Origin of the sequence: Cupriavidus sp. USMAHM13 (assembly GCF_001854285.1) — a bacterium.
GTDB lineage: Bacteria > Pseudomonadota > Gammaproteobacteria > Burkholderiales > Burkholderiaceae > Cupriavidus > Cupriavidus malaysiensis.
In genome coordinates this window covers 3,129,141-3,145,665 of record NZ_CP017751.1, presented here as the reverse complement: position 1 = coordinate 3,145,665, position 16,525 = coordinate 3,129,141, and the positions used below count along the sequence as shown (strand labels likewise).

Here is a 16,525-nt window from a genome sequence, read left to right as displayed (position 1 = left end):
ACTCCCCCGCCGTGTGATCGACCGGCCGGGCACAATTGGCCCCGGCGCCAAACGCGTGGCAGGCTATTCCACCCTGATTTCCCCCCGGCGCGCTGCGCCCGACCCGCTTGCAACCCAGAGACACTTCTAATTCCGCGCCCACCCGCGCCATCCTGGTCGGCGTCGATTTCGGCAAGCACGACTTCCAGGAGAGCCTGGGCGAACTGGCGCTGCTGGCCACGACGGCCGGTTCGCTGCCCGTCCATACGCTGACCGGCAAGCGCTCGCGTCCCGACCCCTCGCTGTTCATCGGCTCGGGCAAGGCCGAGGAACTGCGGGAGGCCGCCGATGCGCTCGATGCCGACGTGGTCGTGTTCAACCATGCCTTGAGCCCGGCGCAGCAGCGCAACCTCGAGCGCTTCCTGAACCGCCACGTCATCGATCGCACCGGCCTGATCCTGGACATCTTCGCGCAGCGCGCGCAGAGCCACGTCGGCAAGGTGCAGGTGGAGCTGGCCCAGGTCCAGTACCAGGCCTCGCGCCTGGTCCGCGCCTGGAGCCACCTGGAGCGGCAGAAGGGCGGTATCGGCATGCGCGGCGGCCCTGGCGAACGTCAGCTCGAACTGGACCGCCGCATGCTGGACGACCGGGCCAAGAGGCTCAAGTCCGACCTCGCGCGGCTGCAGCGCCAGCACAGCACGCGCCGGCGCGCGCGCGAACGAAACGACACGCTGAGCATCTCGCTGGTGGGCTATACCAACGCGGGCAAGTCGACGCTGTTCAATGCGCTGACCAAGGCGCGCGCCTATGCGGCCGACCAACTGTTCGCCACGCTCGACACGACTTCGCGCCGCCTGTACCTGGAGGGTCTGGGCAATGTGGTGCTGTCCGACACCGTCGGCTTCATCCGCGACCTGCCCACGCAACTGGTGGCGGCCTTCCGTGCCACGCTCGAGGAGACCGTGCACGCCGACCTGCTGCTGCACGTGGTCGATGCTTCCAGCGCGGTGCGGCACGAGCAGGTGGAACAGGTCAACCGGGTGCTGGCGGAGATCGACGCGGCGGATATCCGGCAGATCGTCGTGATGAACAAGATCGATGCGTCGCCCGAACTGGCTGCGCAGGGTCCGCGCGTGGAGCGGGACGAAGCGGGCGTGCCGACGCGCGTCTTCGTCAGTGCGCGCGAAGGGCTGGGCCTGGAAGCGCTGCGTGGGGCCATCGTCGAGGTCGCGCACTGGCTGGCCGAACGGCCGGACGATCCCGAGCCGCTCGACCCGCGCCTGGCGCACCTGACCGAGATGGCGCCGCACGGCGGTGCCGGCGAGCAGGGGGCGGATGACGCCGAGGGCGGCGCTGACGGGGAAGCCGGCAGCGCCCAGGTTCCCGCCCGTTAGCCGCAATTCGCCGGCAATTTGGCCGGGTTCGCCAAATGTGGCGTCGATGGCTGCTAGAATCCCCCTGTTACAAACTTCCTGGACCCGTGCACTTCATGCCCCAGTTCTCCCGGAATCCTGCCTCGCACCGCCTCGCCGGCGGCGCAGCCCCGTTGCGCGAGGCTTGGCTGCGGCTACGCGCCATCTTCTCGCTGAACGATCCCCGTTGGGGCCGCAATGGTCAGGATGACGAGGGGCGCGACAAGGAAGGGCGCGACGACAATCGTCAGCAGAACCAGCGGCCTGACGGCCCGCCCGATCTCGACGAACTCTGGCGGGATTTCAACCGGCGCCTGAACGGCCTGCTGGGCCGCAAGGACCAGGGCGGTGGCGGCAACCAGGGCTTCGGCGGCGCACCCCGCCCGGGTGGCAAGGGTTCCGGCGTCGGTGTCGGCGTCATCGTCGTGGCCGCGCTCGGTATCTGGCTGGCCAGCGGCTTCTTCATGGTGCAGGAAGGCCAGACCGCCGTCATCCTGCAGTTCGGCAAGTTCAAGTACAGCACCGGCCCGGGTATCAACTGGCGCCTGCCCTGGCCGATCCAGTCGGCCGAAATCGTCAACCTGTCGGCCGTGCGTTCGGTCGAGGTGGGCCGTTCGACCTCGATCAAGGATACGAACCTGAAGGACTCGTCGATGCTGACGCAGGACGAGAACATCATCGACGTGCGCTTCACGGTGCAGTACGACATCGACAATGCGCAGGACTACCTCTTCTACAACAAGACCGAGCGTGGCGGTGACGAGGAACTGGTGACCCAGGCCGCCGAGACCTCGGTGCGCGAGATCATCGGCCGCAACCGCATGGATGCGGCGCTTTACGAGAACCGCGAGCAGATCGCGCAGTCGCTGGCAAAGTCGATCCAGGGCATCCTGAGCGCCTACAAGTCGGGCATCCGCGTGATTTCCGTCAACGTGCAGAGCGTGCAGCCGCCCGAGCAGGTGCAGGCGGCGTTCGATGACGTCAACAAGGCCAGCCAGGATCGCGAGCGCGCGATCAGCGAAGGCCAGGCGTACGCCAACGACGTGATCCCGCGTGCCAAGGGCACGGCGGCGCGCCTGGTGGAGGAAGCCGAGGCCTACAAGGCGCGCGTGGTGGCCCAGGCCGAGGGCGATGGCTCGCGTTTCCGCCAGGTTCAGGCCGAGTACGCCAAGGCACCGCAGGTCACGCGTGACCGGATCTACCTGGAGACCATGCAGCAGATCTACAGCAACACGACCAAGATCCTGGTCGATGCCCGCCAGGGCGGCAACCTTCTCTACCTCCCGCTGGACAAGCTGCTGGCACAGGCGCAGGGTGACGCGCGTGGCGCGGCGCCCGCCGCGCAGACGCCGGCATCGTCGCAGTCGGCCAGCGGTGCGGGCGCAGCTTCGGCGCCCGACATGTCCGGCGACAGCAGCCGTTCGCGCGATGCCCTGCGCAACCGCGACCGCGACTCGCGCTGAGGAGGCCAGACATGAATCGACTCATTTCCTTCGTCATCGGCCTGCTGATCGTGCTGGCCGTGGGTTCCTCCATGCTGTTCGTGGTGGACCAGCGCCAATACGCGGTGGTCTTCGCCTTCGGCGAGATCAAGCAGGTCGTGCGCGAGCCCGGCCTGCACTTCAAGCTGCCGCCGCCGTTCCAGAACGTGGTGTTCATGGACCGCCGCCTGCAGACCATCGACGTGGCAGCCAACGAGCGCTTCCTCACCGCCGAGAAGAAGAGCATGGTGGTGGACTGGTTCGTCAAGTGGCGTATCACGGATCCGCGCAAGTTCTATGTGGCCTTCGGCGGCAATATCCGCGGCGCCCAGGACCGCATGACCCAGCGCATCGACTCGGTCGCGCGTGAGGAATTCGGCAAGCGCACCGTTGCCGATGTGGTCGCCGGCGAACGCGAGAAGGTCATGCAGAACATCCGCGCCGGCATGGCGGAGTACGCGCAGTCGGTCGGCGTCGAGATCCTCGACGTGCGGCTCAAGCGGGTCGACCTGCTGCCGGCGATCAGCGAGTCCGTCTATCGCCGCATGGAGGCCGAGCGCAAGCGCGTGGCCAACGAGTTGCGCTCTACCGGGGCAGCCGAGGGCGAGAAGATCCGCGCCGATGCCGACCGCCAGCGCGAAGTGCTGCTGGCCGAGGCCTACCGCGATGCACAGAAGGCCAAGGGCGAGGGCGATGCGCGCGCGTCGCAGATCTACGCCGAGGCCTTCGGCCGTGATCCGCAGTTCGCGCAGTTCTGGCGCAGCATGGAAGCCTATCGCAACACCTTCCGCGACAAGCGCGACCTGATGGTGCTCGAGCCCGATTCCGAGTTCTTCAAGTACATGCGTTCGAGCGGCGGTGCGGCGCCGGCACCGGCGGGACGCCGCTGACCGGTCCGGCCAGCCCCGGCTTCAGGCGAGACCCCGGCCCCGGCCGGGGTTTTGTCCGGATGGCGGGTGCGACGATGCTTGTTGGGGCACTTCGATGAGTGACGCACTCTGGCTCGCGCTGGCCTTGCTGCTAGTGCTCGAGGGGATGCTTCCCTTTGCCGCGCCGGCGTTGTGGCGCCAGGCGATGCTTCGCCTGACACAGCTGCCTGATGCACAATTGCGCGTGTTCGGGCTGGTAGCGATGGCTGCCGGCCTGCTGGGCGTCCTGCTGCTGCGGCATTGATGTCCTGAAGTCCTGAACGCGCGTGCCGCCCCGGGCGGCTGGCCGGACCGGCCGCCCGCAACCGATTACCAGATTCACCGAGAAGAGATTCCCCCATGTCCGACCACTGGCTGCTGCCTGAAAACATTGCCGACGTGCTGCCGTCGGAGGCGCGCAAGATCGAAGAACTGCGCCGCCGCATGCTGGACCTGTTCCGCACCTACGGCTACGAGCTGGTGATGCCGCCGATGATGGAATACCTGGAGTCCCTGCTGACCGGTACCGGCCACGACCTCGACCTGCGCACGCTGAAGCTGGTGGATCAGCTCTCGGGGAGGACTCTGGGCCTGCGCGCGGACATCACGCCGCAGGTGGCGCGTATCGATGCGCACCTGCTGAACCGTCCCGGGGTCACGCGGCTGTGCTATGCCGGCAATGTGCTCCATGCGCGGCCGGCGGGCTTCCATGCCACGCGCGAGCCGATCCAGATCGGTGCCGAGATCTACGGCCATGCCGGCCTGGAGGCTGACGTCGAGATCCAGGAGCTGATGCTCGCCGCGCTGCGTGCGGCTGGCCTGTCGGGCATCCGCCTGGACCTGTGTCATGCCGGCATCCTGGAGGCTCTGCTGGAGGGGCTGCCGTCTGGTCGCAAGATCGAGGCCGACCTGTTCGCCGCGCTCGAGACCAAGGACGTGCCCGCGCTGCGCGCGATCACGGCAGGCATGCCGGAGGCCGAGCGCGATGCGCTGCTGGCGCTGCCGACGCTGTACGGTGGAGTCGAGGTGCTGGAGCGCGCGCGCGCCGTATTGCCGGCGAGCCCGAAGATCCAGCGCGCGCTCGACGAGCTGACCTTCCTCGCCAGCGAGGTGCGCGACGCCAGCGTCAATATCGACCTGGCTGACCTGCGCGGCTACCACTACCACAGCGGCGTGATGTTCACCGCCTACGTTGCCGGCCTGCCCAACTATGTGGCGCGCGGCGGCCGTTACGACAAGGTCGGTGAGGCCTTCGGCCGGGCCCGTCCGGCGACCGGCTTCTCGCTCGACCTGCGCGAGGTGGCGTCGTTGTCGCCCGTCGAAGTGCGGGCGCTGGCCGTATTCGCGCCGTGGGATGCCGATCCCGCGCTGCGCGCGGCGATCGCGGCGCTGCGCGCGGGTGGCGAGATCGTCATCCAGTCGCTGCCGGGGCATACCAAGGAACTCGACGAGTTCAACTGCGACCGCCAGCTCGTCCGCCAGGACGGAGCCTGGAAAGTCATTCCGCGCTGAGCCTTCGCATCACCGGCAGGGCCGCGTGGGGCGGCCCGTGCGCGCTTGCGCCTCCAAAATGGCGGGCGTGCCGCGCAACGAGAGTAGAATACGTTTTTAACCTTCTGACCGAAACAACATGTCCGCTTCTGCAGTAAGCCAGGGACGCAATGTCGTCGTGATCGGCACCCAGTGGGGTGACGAAGGCAAAGGGAAAATCGTCGATTGGCTTACCGACCACGCAAAGGGCGTGGTGCGGTTCCAGGGCGGCCATAACGCCGGCCACACGCTCATCATCGGCGGCAAGAAAACCATCCTGCGCCTGATTCCGTCGGGCATCATGCGTGAAGGCACGATCTGCTATATCGGCAATGGTGTCGTGCTGTCGCCGGAAGCGCTGTTCCGCGAGATCGAGGAACTGGAGTCGGCCGGCCTGCAGGTGCAGAACCGCCTGCGCGTGTCCGAGGCGACCACGCTGATCCTGCCCTACCACGTGGCCATCGACAAGGCACGCGAAGCGCGTCGCGGCGCCGGCAAGATCGGCACCACGGGCCGCGGTATCGGACCGGCTTACGAGGACAAGGTGGCGCGCCGTGCACTGCGCGTGCAGGACCTGTTCGACCCGCAGCAGTTCGCCGAACGCCTGCGCGAGAACCTCGACTTCCATAATTTCGTGCTGACCCAGTACCTCGGCGCCGAAGCGGTCGACTTCCAGCAGACGCTGGACGAGACGCTGGCCTATGCGCCGCGCCTGGCGCCGATGGTGGCCGATGTCTCGGCCGAGCTGTACGCGGTCAACGCGGCCGGTGGCAACCTGATGTTCGAAGGCGCGCAGGGCACGCTGCTCGACGTCGACCACGGTACCTATCCCTTCGTCACCTCCAGCAACTGCGTGGCCGGTGCCGCTGCCGCGGGCGCGGGCGTCGGCCCGGGCCGCCTGAACTACATCCTGGGCATCACCAAGGCCTACTGCACGCGCGTGGGCTCGGGGCCGTTCCCCAGCGAGCTGTACGACAACGACAATCCGTCGCGCCAGGATCCGGTCGGCGTGCGCCTGGCCAATGTCGGCAAGGAATTCGGCTCGGTGACCGGCCGTCCGCGCCGCACCGGCTGGCTGGACGCCGCCGCGCTCAAGCGCTCGGTGCAGATCAACGGCGTGTCGGGCCTTTGCATGACCAAGCTCGACGTGCTCGACGGCCTCGAAACCATCAAGCTGTGCGTGGGCTACACGCTCGACGGCAACACCGTCGACATCCTGCCGCGCGGCTCGGATGCCGTGGCGCGCTGCGTGCCGGTCTACGAGGAGTTCGCGGGCTGGAATGAGTCCACGTTCGGCGTGAAGCAGTGGGACGCACTGCCCGAGGCGGCCCGTGTCTACCTGAAGCGCATCGAAGAAGTGGTCGGCATCCCGATCGACATGATCTCGACCGGCCCCGACCGCGACGAGACCATTCTGCTGCGTCACCCCTACCTGGCTTGACGCCTCCGGGTGCCGCCCACCGGCGGCGCGTCGGCAAGCAATACGGCCCGCGCAAGCGGGCCGAAACGTATCCGCCTCCGGCACCGGAGGCCCTGACAAGACGAGCGCGACACCGCGCCAAAGTGAAGAGCCAATCATGAACCTGCCGAGCAACGACGACGAGAACCTGTGGGTCTCCTGGGACGAATATCACCGCCTGATCGCGCGGTTGTCGTTGACCGTGCACGAGTCCGGCTGGAAGTTCGACAAGATCCTGTGCCTGGCGCGCGGCGGCCTGCGCGTCGGCGACCAGATGTCGCGCATCTTCGATGTGCCGCTCGCCATCCTGGCCACCAGCAGCTATCGCGAGGCGGCCGGCACGCAGCAGGGTGAGCTCGATATTGCCCAGTACATCACCATGACGCGCGGCGAACTGACCGGCAAGATCCTGCTGGTCGATGACCTGGTCGATTCGGGCGTGACCCTGGAGCGTGTGGGCCGGCACCTGAAGGAGCGCTATCCCGCCGTGACCGAAGTGCGGTCGGCGGTGCTGTGGTACAAGGCCTGCTCCAAGGTGGCGCCGGACTACCACGTCGCCTACCTGGCGACCAATCCCTGGATCCACCAACCCTTCGAAGAATACGACACGCTACGTCCGCACAACCTGTCGGCCTGGCTCAAGCGCGGCCGCCACGGCGGCGACGCAACCCAGGGCTGAGCCCGCGCTTAGCGGTCGGGGAGGGCTTACCGCCCCGGCCGTCGCCTGCTGATGCTGCGCTGGTTCAATAGCCCACTGTGAAGCGCTGGCGTTCGTGCGCCGGCTTCTCGATCTCGTCCAGCATCGCGATGGCGTAGTCTTCCATCGAGATCCAGCTCTTGCCGCTGGCGTCCGCCAGCAGCGTTTCCTCTCCCGTGCGGTAGCTGCCGGTGCGCGTGCCAGGCTCGAACAAGGCCGAAGGCGACAGGAAGGTCCAGTTCAGCGCGGTCTCGCTGCGCAGTGCGTTGAGGAAGTCCCGGCCGGCGAGCGCCTCGGCCTTGTAGATCTCGGGGAACTGCGGCGCATCCACCAGCTGCGTGCCCGGCGCCACGAAGAGGCTGCCGGCGCCGCCGACCACCAGCAGGCGCGGCACGCCGGCCTGCTTGACCGGGCCGAGGATCTGTTCCGGCTTCGCGTCCAGGAAGCGCACCGTGCTGATGGCCACATCCTGGCCAGCGAGGGCGGCGGCCAGGGCGGCGCCATCCGCCACGTCGACGTCGAGCGTGCTCAGGCCGGCGCGCGGCGCGAGGGAGGTGGCCTTGCGCGAGAGTGCGGTCACCGTGTGGCCGCGGCGCAGGGCCTCGTCGATCAGGCGCGTGCCGACGCGGCCGGTGGCACCGATGATGGCGATCTTCATTGCAATTCTCCTTGTCTGCAGGTTGATGACAGCTTAGTCAATGCCCGCGTATTGCGGGCGGTCGATATGAAACTATTGTGGTTACATATCGGGATAAAAAAATCAGCGCCGGTGGCGCTGTGCGGCCTGTTCGACTTCTTCCAGCATGCCGGCAATCGTGATGCCGGCCAGCGCCTGGTCCATCGCGTCCTGGGCACGCGTCGCCACCTGCTTGAGCGCCCCGGTGATCTCGCGGCCTACCATGCAGGCCGGGTTGGGCGCGCTGTGGTGCAGCGAGATCAGCGCGCTCGTCTCGACGGCGCGAAAGACCTCGAGCAAGGTGATGCCGGCGGCCGGGCGGGCCAGCGCGGCGCCACCGGTGCTGCCCATGACCGTGGTCACCATGCCGGCTTCCGCGAGGCGGCCGATGAGTCGGCGGATCAGGGCGGGGTTGGTGCCCACGCTGCCCGCGATCAGCGATGACGGCAATGGTTCGCCAGTCTGCGCAAGCAGGGTCAGGATATGCACGGCGACGGCGAAGCGGCTGCTGGTGGTCATGGTGGGCGGTCAATATGTAACCATCATAGTTACAGATAGACCGGCCTGTCAAGGCGGACGACCAGGTGAGGCGGGCGGCTGCGCGGACTGTCGGCGTCGGGCTGCTTTGCTGGTCCGAAGAGGGGAACTTCCAACAGCATCTGAGCGTTTCTGTCGGAAGGATGCCGGAAGCGGCACTGAAACTGATACACTGGCCCACGGCGCAACCGTGGCCTGCCAGAGGGTCGGTTGCCAGGTGGCCCGCGGACATCCAGGCGATATCCGCCGGCTGCGTCAGCAGGGCTGTCGTATTGCGGCCCAGTTGCATTCGAGCACTAGAGCAGCAATAGAGCAATAGAGTAATCGCGCGATCGAGCGTTTCGTTCACGCATTCACGCGCTGCGGCGCGAACGGGGAGTGGAATTTGCCGGGTCCGGGAAACAGCAAAGTGGAAAACAAAAAACCCGCAGGGCTCGAAAGCGCTGCGGGTTTCCCGGTGATCTGGTGCCCAGGAGAGGACTCGAACCTCCACAGTGTTGCCACCGCTAGGACCTGAACCTAGTGCGTCTACCAATTCCGCCACCTGGGCAGGTGTCGAAACAACCGAAGCGCTCATTATAGAGAGCGCAAAGCGTTTGTCAAATCATTCTTTGAAGAAATTGAATCAGAACAACTATCCGATCCCCAGCCGGGAAGAAATCCTGGGCGTGCTGAGAACTTCCGGCTCGCCGCTGTCGGCGGGGGATATCGCCAAGGCTCTGGCCGTCACGCGCAAGGAGCATGACGGCTTCCAGAAACGGCTCGCCGCCATGGAGCGCGACGGGCAGGTCGAATTGAACCGCAAGGGCCGCTACGAGCTGGCCCACCAGCCGAACTTCGTCACCGGGCGCGTGCAAGGCCACCGCGACGGCTTCGGCTTCCTGATCCGCGACGACGGCGACGACGATATCTTCCTGCCCGAGCGCGAACTGCAGAAGGCCATGCACAACGATCGCGCGCAGGTGCGCGTGGTCGGCTACGACCGGCGCGGTCGTCCGGAAGGCCAGATCGTCGAGATTCTGGAGCGCGCCAACCGGCGCGTGATCGGCCGCCTGCTCAGCGAGGGCGGCGTGCTGGTGGTGGCGCCGGAGGACAAGCGCATCAGCCAGGACATCCTGATCCCGCCCAACGCGCAGGGCAAGGCCAAGGTGGGGCAGGTGGTCAGCGTCGAGATCGTCGAATACCCGGACCGCTACGTGCAGCCGGTGGGGCGCGTGGTCGAGGTGCTGGGCGACATCGACGACCCGGGCATGGAGATCGAAATCGCCGTGCGCAAGTACGGCGTGCCGCATGCCTTCTCCGCTGCAGCCGCGGCCGAGGCGGCCGCGTTGCCCGACACGGTGCAGCCGTCCGACCTGCAGCACCGCATCGACCTGCGCGACGTGCCGCTGGTCACCATCGACGGCGAGGACGCACGCGATTTCGATGACGCGGTCTATTGCGAACCGGTCAAGATCGGCCGCAGCAAGGGCTGGCGCCTGATCGTGGCGATCGCCGACGTGTCGCACTACGTGCGCCCCGGCACGCCGCTCGACACCGACGCGCTCGACCGCGCCACCTCGGTCTACTTCCCGCGCCGCGTGATCCCGATGCTGCCGGAGAAGCTGTCCAACGGCCTGTGCTCCCTGAACCCGCAGGTGGACCGCCTGTGCATGGTGTGCGACGCGGTCATCACCGCCAAGGGCGAGATCAAGGCCTACCAGTTCTATCCCGCGGTGATGCACTCGGCCGCGCGCCTGACCTACAACGAGGTCTGGGCCGTGCTGTCGAACACCAAGGGGCCCGAAGCCCACAAGCGCGTCGAGCTGGTGCCCCAGCTGCAGGACCTGTACGAGCTGTTCCAGGTGCTGCTCAAGTCCCGGCGCGCGCGCGGTGCGATCGACTTCGACACCACCGAGACCTATATCGTCTGCAATGCGCAGGGCAAGATCGAGCAGATCCTGCCGCGTACCCGCAACGATGCGCACCGCCTGATCGAGGAGTGCATGCTGGCCGCCAACGTGTGCGCGGCCGACTTCCTCGAACGCTTCGGCCACCCTGCGCTCTACCGCGTGCATGCGGGCCCGAGCGAGGAAAAACTGAAGCTGCTGCGCGAGTTCCTCAAGACCGCCGGCCTCAGCCTGGGCGGCGGGGACAAGCCGCAGGCCTCGGACTATGCCGAGGTGATGGACAAGATCAAGTCGCGTCCCGATGCGCCGATGCTGCAGACCATGCTGCTGCGCTCGATGCAGCAGGCTGTCTACAGCCCGGACAATATCGGCCACTTCGGCCTGTCCTATTCCGCCTACACGCACTTCACCAGCCCGATCCGGCGCTATCCGGACCTGCTGGTGCACCGCGCCATCAAGGCGGTGCTGGCCCATACCAAGTATCAGCCGGCCTATGCCGACGGCGTCGTGCTCAATACCGCGATCGCACCCAAGGCGCGCCGCCTGCAGGCCAAGGATGCGGAGCAGAAGGCCGAACGGGTGGCCGCGCGCGCGCGCCGCAACGAGGCGATCTGGGACGAGCTGGGCCTGCACTGCTCGGCCAACGAGCGCCGCGCGGACGAGGCTTCGCGCGATGTCGAGGCCTGGCTCAAGTGCTACTTCATGCGCGACAAGCTGGGCAATGAGTTCGCCGGCACCGTCAGCGCCGTGACCTCCTTCGGCATCTTCGTGCAGCTCGACGAGCTGTACGTCGAGGGCCTGATCCATGTGAGCGAGCTGGGCAGCGACTATTTCCAGTACGACGAGGCGCGCAACGAACTGCGCGGCGAGCGTACCGGGATCCGCTACCGCCTGACCGACCGCGTACGCGTGCAGGTGCTGCGCGTCGACCTGGACGCGCGCAAGATCGACTTCGGCCTGGTGCAGGAACCCTCTGCCAAGGCGTTGCGCGGCGGCCGCCCGCCTGCATCGGAGACCGCCCCCCACGTGCCGGCCGCGCACGCCCAGCCGGCGCGCAAGCGCGGCAAGCAACTGGCAGCCCTGCTTGGCGGCACCTCCAAGCCGGAAGAGTCCTTCGACGAAACGTTGGACCGCGTGATCGAGGAACAGCCAGTGTTCGAGGCCGTGATCATGCCAGCCAAGGCACCCGGCAAGGCGCACGTGCCGGCGGGCAAGCCCGCCAAGCGTGCCGCCAAGCCCAAGCCGCAGCACCTCGCCACGCCGCGCAAGGGCGCCAAGCCGCGTCCCAAGCCTGCCGGTAAGAGCGGCCGCCCCGCGCGCAAGCGCTGAGCCCGGTGTTCCTGCCGCTTGCCTTCCGGCCCCCGATGCCCGGTTCCCGCCGGGCCCGGCCGGCTGGGCGGGTACAATCGCGCCATGGCTAAACACAAACTTCTGATCGGCTTCCATGCCGTCACCGCCCGGCTGCGCCAGAACGCGGCCGGTGTCACCGATGTCTATGTCGAGTCGGCGCGCCGCGATCGCCGCATGCAGGACTTCATCCGCCTGGCCGAGAGCCTGGGGGTGCGCCTGCATCCGGTCGATGCCGAGCGCCTGCGCGGCCTGGCCGGCACCGACCGCCACCAGGGCGTGGTGGCACGCGCCGAGGAGGCATCGCTGGCGCTGACCATCGATGAACTGCTAGACGGCATCGAAGGCCCGCCGCTGCTGCTGGTGCTCGACGGCGTCACCGACCCGCACAACCTGGGTGCCTGCCTGCGCGTGGCCGACGGGGCCGGCGCGCACGCCGTGATCGCGCCCAAGGACCGCAGCGTCGGCGTCAACGCCACCGTGGCCAAGGTCGCCAGCGGCGCGGCCGAGACCGTGCCCTACATCACGGTGACCAATCTGGCGCGCACCCTGCGCGAACTGCAGGAACGCGGCATCTGGGTGGTCGGCACCGCGGACGGCGTCGACAAGACGCTCTACGATGTCGACCTGAAGGGGCCGATGGCGCTGGTGATGGGGGCCGAAGGGGAGGGCATGCGCCGCCTCACCCGTGAGACCTGCGACGAACTGGTCGGCATCCCGATGGCCGGCGGTGTCGAGAGCCTGAACGTTTCCGTGGCCAGCGGCGTCTGCCTGTACGAGGCCGTGCGCCAGCGCCGCGTGCTGGCGGGCTGACAGAGTTCGCGCATCCGGCCGGGCTTGCTGCTTTCCTTCTCTATCGCTCCCTCCTTTCGTTTCTGGATCTTGTCCCAGGGCCCCTGCCGCTGCGCAACGGGCCTGGGGCTGCGTCGACGGTACCGGGCGGCATGCTCTGCCCGGCCGGATGCTTGCCGCAGGCGGGCAGCCATCGCGCAAATGCGGGAAATCCCGACAAAAACTCTCAGAAATCCGGACATAGTGACGCATTTGCGCTGACTTTTTGATCGCATCGGCCAAAAGGCAGGGCGGGATCGGTGATTTTGTAATACATTCGCGCCATCCCAATCGCTGCGCCACTCACCTTGAATCCGGAAGTCCGTACCGAACTTGCACTAGACCGGCTGCGCGTCGAATTCACGCAGCCTGAAACCGAGCGGGATTTTCAGCTGCACCATCTCAGCCGCACCCAGGCGTCGCTGCGCCTCACGCTGCTGTTCTGCTCGCTTTTCTACGTCGCATTTTCGTTGACGGACGTGGCGGTCCTGGGGCAAGGCCGCGCAGCGCTCTGCCTGCTCGCCGCGCGCACGCTGGTCGCGGTCACGGCGGTGCTGGGCCTGCACCTGGTGCGCCAGCAGCCCGAGTCCGTCAACACGGTCTGGTTCGCGGCGAGCATTGCCGAGATCGTCGGCATGTCCACCTTCATGCTGATCGTCTGGTTCCGGCCGCACGAAATCCCGTGGCACGCGATGTCGCTGTGCATCATGCTGATCGTGGTCTACGTGTTCATTCCCAACCGGCTTTGGATCGCGCAAGGGATCGCGCTCGCCGCGACCGCGGCGTTCATCCTGCTTGCCGTGCGCATCGGCAAGCTCGAGCCATCCGATGCGCAGACCATGGCGATGCTGCTGCTGCTCGTCAACAGCTTCGGCATCGTGGCGGCGCGCCGCTATCATCGGCTCTGGCGCGATGAGTACCGCGTCCTGATGGACCTGCAGCAGCTGTCCGTGCACGACCCCCTGACCGCCTGCTTCAACCGGCGCCACCTGCACCAGACACTGCTGCCGATGGAGATCGCCAGGGCACGCCGCTTCCGGCATTGGCTGACGCTGATGGTCTGCGACATCGATCGCCTCAAGTCGATCAACGACACCTACGGCCACCAGGCCGGCGATGTGGTGCTGCAGCGGGTCGCCGCCCAGTTGCGCAGCGCCTCGCGCGACCATGTCGACAGCGTGGTGCGCTTCGGCGGCGAGGAGTTCCTGGTGGTGCTGCCGCAGACCGACCTGGATGGCGCTCTCGCGGTGGCGGAGCGGCTGCGTGCCGCCATCGCCGGCAGGCCCGAGGTGGACAACGCCGGGCTGGCTATCGCTGCGACGGCCAGTTTCGGTGTGCTCGCGGTGAATTTCGCCACCGTTGGCGAGTCGGTGACGGAAGCTTCCCTGATAGCCGCAGCGGATGCCTTGCTGTATGAGGCCAAGCACGCGGGCCGCAATACGATCCGCTACCGCGAATGGGGCGGCAGGCCGATGGTGCGCGCAGAGGGCTCGCTGCCCCTGACCCTGTACGAGTCCAGCCCGTGGACGGACACGGTGCGCCAGGGCGAGCCGGGCGGGCGGCTGGTGCCCTGAGTCGACGCATTGGTGGTGCAGGGCACTAGTCCATTGCGTCATTCGAAAAGCCCCCCGTTCGACAGCGCGTCCAGGCCGCATGCGTCGTTGCAAATGCTCGCCATAGCCGTGCCATGGCTGCGCTTTGCGCCTAGCCTGCGACCTGGAGGCACTGCCGCTCGGCTGCGCGCCCGGGTGCGTTTTCTCTGATGCAGTGGACTAGAATCGCGGGCATGCCGTCCGCGGCGGCGCCGGCATCGCGGCGCACCGGAGGCGGGCGCGGGAGAAGTCATGAGTGAAACAAAGGAATTACTGGATCCGCAGCAGGTGCAGACCGCGCGCGCATGGGTCGCTGCAGCCCGGGACATCTTCGTCCTGACCGGTGCCGGCATCTCGGCCGAGTCCGGCGTGCCGACCTTCCGCGACGCGCTGACAGGGCTGTGGGCGCGCTACGATCCTGAGGAGCTGGCCAGTGCTGCGGCATACCGCCGCCATCCGGGCATGGTCTGGAAGTGGTACCAGCATCGCCGCGAAATGGTGGCTGCTGCGCAGCCAAACCCGGGCCACGCGGCGCTGGCGGAGCTGGCCGGCCGCAAGACGCTGACGCTGGTCACGCAGAACGTGGATGGCCTGCACCAGCGCGCCGGCAGCCAGGACGTGGTGGAACTGCACGGCAGCTTGTTCGCCGACAAGTGGCTGGACGGCTGCGGCCGCTGCGACATCGCCACGGCGGTGCCGGGCGAGCCGCCGCGCTGCGGCACCTGCGGCGCCATGCTGCGACCAGGTGTGGTCTGGTTCGGCGAGGACCTGCCGCGCGTGGCGCGCTTCCGCGCCGAGCAGGCGGCACAGCATTGCGACCTGTGCCTGGTGGTCGGTACCTCGGGCCTGGTCTATCCGGCGGCTGCGTTGCCCGGCATCGCCAAGGACGAAGGGGCGCGAGTGATCGTGATCAATCCCCAGCCTTCCGCACTGGACGAGACCGCCGACCTGGTGCTGCGCGCGCCGGCCGGGGCCTGCCTGCCGCTGCTGGTCCGGCAGGACGGCGCCTGAGGCGCCGTCCTGTCCGGATTCAGCGAGCCACCGCCACCGGGGCGCGCATCACCAGGTAGAGTCCGCACAGGATGATGGCCATGCCTGCCAGGCTGGACGCCGACATGCGGTTGCCCAGCAGCAGGAAATCCATGGCGGCGGTGACGCCGGGCACCAGGTAGAACAGGCTGGTGACATTGACGAGGTTGCCGCCCCGGATCATGCGGTAGAGCAGCAGCTGCGCGCCGACCGAGATCACCAGGCCCAGCCAGAGCAGCGGCAGCAGCAGCCCGATGCCGGGCTCCAGTGCCACCGGCTGTGCCGGCAGCAGTGCCAGGCACAGCAGCAGGCTGATGCCATATTGCAGCGGCAGGACCTGAGCCGGTGTTTGTGCGATGCCTTTCTGCAGGATCGCGCCGACCGTCATGCAGGCGAGCGCGCCCAGGGCGGACAGCATGCCGGCAGCGGAAAAGTGTGCCGCCGCGATGCCCTGGCCGACCACCAGTGCCAGGCCGCCCAGTGCCAGCGCCAGGCCGGACAAACGGCGCGGATGCGCGCCGGGTTCCAGCCAGGCCAGCGTCAGGATGGGCTGGGCGCCACAGACCGTGGCCAGTACCCCGGGTGTGATGCCATGTGCCAGCGCGAGGAAATAGCATGCCGTGTAACCGCCGATCAGCGGCAAGCCGATCAGCGCGACGCGCAGGCGTGTGCCCGGCGCCGGCAGCCATTCCTCGCCGCGCAACAGGCCGAGCGCGGCGAGCGAGCCGCCGGCCAGCGCGAAGCGCAGCGACAGCAGGACGAAGGGGCTGGCGTGGTCCAGGCCCCAGCGGGAGAAGATCGCGCCGCTACCCCAAAGCAGCACGAAGAGGGCGGTCGGACCATAGGCGGTCCACAGACTTCCATTGGATTTCATGGGTTTGCACCTGTCGAGGCAACAACAGGCTCCAGCCGCGCGCAAAGCGGCACCCCGGTCGGCACGACCGGCGGATCAGGGCAGGCTGGAGCGGAAAAGGGCTGGGAGGATCAGCCGAGCACGACGGCCGTGGCCGGCGGGCTGACGACCGCGGCGACCACGCCGCACGGCGGGGACGCCGGGGGAGGCGCGACAGATGCGACGACACCAGTGCGCGCGGTGCGTGCGAAGCCGTGCGCCCGATGGTCGGGGCATACGGCTTGCGGCAGGCGGGTGCGTGGTGT

The 16,525-nt window shown here is 67.7% G+C and carries 14 protein-coding genes and 1 tRNA gene; 11 read left to right on the top strand and 4 right to left on the bottom strand.

The annotated features are described in order from the left end of the window. Positions 1 to 107: 107 nt before the first annotated feature. The 7 genes from hflX (at position 108) to BKK81_RS13785 (ending at position 7,448) form a co-directional block, all read left to right on the top strand. A complete protein-coding gene (hflX, locus tag BKK81_RS13815) occupies positions 108 to 1,373 on the top strand; it encodes a GTPase HflX (protein WP_071013929.1) in 1,266 nt (421 codons plus the stop codon). A gap of 95 nt (positions 1,374 to 1,468) precedes the next feature. Beyond that, complete coding sequence (gene hflK / locus BKK81_RS13810; protein WP_071016467.1) at positions 1,469 to 2,854, top strand: FtsH protease activity modulator HflK; 1,386 nt, start codon at positions 1,469 to 1,471, stop codon at positions 2,852 to 2,854. A gap of 11 nt (positions 2,855 to 2,865) precedes the next feature. Beyond that, positions 2,866 to 3,762, top strand: coding sequence for a protease modulator HflC (gene hflC / locus BKK81_RS13805; RefSeq protein ID WP_071013921.1), 897 nt, complete (start codon positions 2,866 to 2,868; stop codon positions 3,760 to 3,762). Between the two features lie 94 nt (positions 3,763 to 3,856). Beyond that, positions 3,857 to 4,045, top strand: a complete 189-nt coding sequence (locus BKK81_RS13800) for a DUF2065 domain-containing protein (protein ID WP_071013919.1) — start codon at positions 3,857 to 3,859, stop codon at positions 4,043 to 4,045. A gap of 95 nt (positions 4,046 to 4,140) precedes the next feature. Then, complete coding sequence (locus tag BKK81_RS13795; RefSeq protein ID WP_071013916.1) at positions 4,141 to 5,292, top strand: ATP phosphoribosyltransferase regulatory subunit; 1,152 nt, start codon at positions 4,141 to 4,143, stop codon at positions 5,290 to 5,292. Between the two features lie 118 nt (positions 5,293 to 5,410). Then, positions 5,411 to 6,751 carry an adenylosuccinate synthase gene (locus BKK81_RS13790; RefSeq protein ID WP_071013913.1) on the top strand — a complete coding sequence of 447 codons (1,341 nt, stop codon included), beginning with the start codon at positions 5,411 to 5,413 and terminating at the stop codon, positions 6,749 to 6,751. A 136-nt stretch (positions 6,752 to 6,887) separates the two neighbouring features. Continuing rightward, entirely contained in the window at positions 6,888 to 7,448 is a 561-nt protein-coding gene (locus BKK81_RS13785) for a phosphoribosyltransferase (protein ID WP_071013912.1), read from the top strand. Positions 7,449 to 7,512: 64 nt separating this feature from the next. Here BKK81_RS13785 and BKK81_RS13780 read toward each other — a convergent pair whose 3' ends face one another. The 3 genes from BKK81_RS13780 to BKK81_RS13770 form a co-directional block, all read right to left on the bottom strand. Next, positions 7,513 to 8,124 (bottom strand): NAD(P)-dependent oxidoreductase, encoded by a 612-nt coding sequence (locus BKK81_RS13780; protein ID WP_071013909.1) that lies wholly within the window; start codon positions 8,122 to 8,124, stop codon positions 7,513 to 7,515. 102 nt (positions 8,125 to 8,226) lie between these two features. Beyond that, a complete protein-coding gene (locus tag BKK81_RS13775) occupies positions 8,227 to 8,661 on the bottom strand; it encodes an Rrf2 family transcriptional regulator (RefSeq protein WP_071013907.1) in 435 nt (144 codons plus the stop codon). Positions 8,662 to 9,142: 481 nt separating this feature from the next. Then, positions 9,143 to 9,229: transfer RNA gene (locus BKK81_RS13770), tRNA-Leu, on the bottom strand. A gap of 70 nt (positions 9,230 to 9,299) precedes the next feature. On the opposite strand from BKK81_RS13770, the gene rnr reads away from it, so the two are divergent. The 4 genes from rnr (at position 9,300) to BKK81_RS13750 (ending at position 15,349) form a co-directional block, all read left to right on the top strand. Further along, positions 9,300 to 11,897, top strand: a complete 2,598-nt coding sequence (rnr, locus tag BKK81_RS13765; RefSeq protein WP_071013904.1) for a ribonuclease R — start codon at positions 9,300 to 9,302, stop codon at positions 11,895 to 11,897. An 84-nt stretch (positions 11,898 to 11,981) separates the two neighbouring features. After that, a complete protein-coding gene (rlmB, locus tag BKK81_RS13760) occupies positions 11,982 to 12,728 on the top strand; it encodes a 23S rRNA (guanosine(2251)-2'-O)-methyltransferase RlmB (RefSeq protein WP_071013901.1) in 747 nt (248 codons plus the stop codon). A 326-nt stretch (positions 12,729 to 13,054) separates the two neighbouring features. Continuing rightward, on the top strand, positions 13,055 to 14,320 hold the full coding sequence (locus BKK81_RS13755) for a GGDEF domain-containing protein (RefSeq protein ID WP_071013899.1): 1,266 nt from the start codon (positions 13,055 to 13,057) through the stop codon (positions 14,318 to 14,320). 270 nt (positions 14,321 to 14,590) lie between these two features. Continuing rightward, complete coding sequence (locus BKK81_RS13750; protein WP_071013896.1) at positions 14,591 to 15,349, top strand: SIR2 family NAD-dependent protein deacylase; 759 nt, start codon at positions 14,591 to 14,593, stop codon at positions 15,347 to 15,349. Between the two features lie 19 nt (positions 15,350 to 15,368). Here the strand turns inward: BKK81_RS13750 and BKK81_RS13745 are convergent, their stop codons facing one another. Next, positions 15,369 to 16,241 carry a DMT family transporter gene (locus BKK81_RS13745; protein WP_071013894.1) on the bottom strand — a complete coding sequence of 291 codons (873 nt, stop codon included), beginning with the start codon at positions 16,239 to 16,241 and terminating at the stop codon, positions 15,369 to 15,371. Positions 16,242 to 16,525: the final 284 nt, after the last annotated feature.

Bases quoted from the DNA above. Each gene is read 5' to 3' on its own strand.
- BKK81_RS13750 (WP_071013896.1), top strand. From the start codon at position 14,591: ATGAGTGAAACAAAGGAATTACTGGATCCGCAGCAGGTGCAGACCGCG.
- BKK81_RS13790 (WP_071013913.1), top strand. From the start codon at position 5,411: ATGTCCGCTTCTGCAGTAAGCCAGGGACGCAATGTCGTCGTGATCGGC.
- hflC (WP_071013921.1), top strand. From the start codon at position 2,866: ATGAATCGACTCATTTCCTTCGTCATCGGCCTGCTGATCGTGCTGGCC.
- BKK81_RS13775 (WP_071013907.1), bottom strand. From the start codon at position 8,661: ATGACCACCAGCAGCCGCTTCGCCGTCGCCGTGCATATCCTGACCCTG.
- BKK81_RS13800 (WP_071013919.1), top strand. From the start codon at position 3,857: ATGAGTGACGCACTCTGGCTCGCGCTGGCCTTGCTGCTAGTGCTCGAG.
- BKK81_RS13795 (WP_071013916.1), top strand. From the start codon at position 4,141: ATGTCCGACCACTGGCTGCTGCCTGAAAACATTGCCGACGTGCTGCCG.
- BKK81_RS13745 (WP_071013894.1), bottom strand. From the start codon at position 16,241: ATGAAATCCAATGGAAGTCTGTGGACCGCCTATGGTCCGACCGCCCTC.
- rlmB (WP_071013901.1), top strand. From the start codon at position 11,982: ATGGCTAAACACAAACTTCTGATCGGCTTCCATGCCGTCACCGCCCGG.
- BKK81_RS13780 (WP_071013909.1), bottom strand. From the start codon at position 8,124: ATGAAGATCGCCATCATCGGTGCCACCGGCCGCGTCGGCACGCGCCTG.
- BKK81_RS13785 (WP_071013912.1), top strand. From the start codon at position 6,888: ATGAACCTGCCGAGCAACGACGACGAGAACCTGTGGGTCTCCTGGGAC.
- hflK (WP_071016467.1), top strand. From the start codon at position 1,469: ATGCCCCAGTTCTCCCGGAATCCTGCCTCGCACCGCCTCGCCGGCGGC.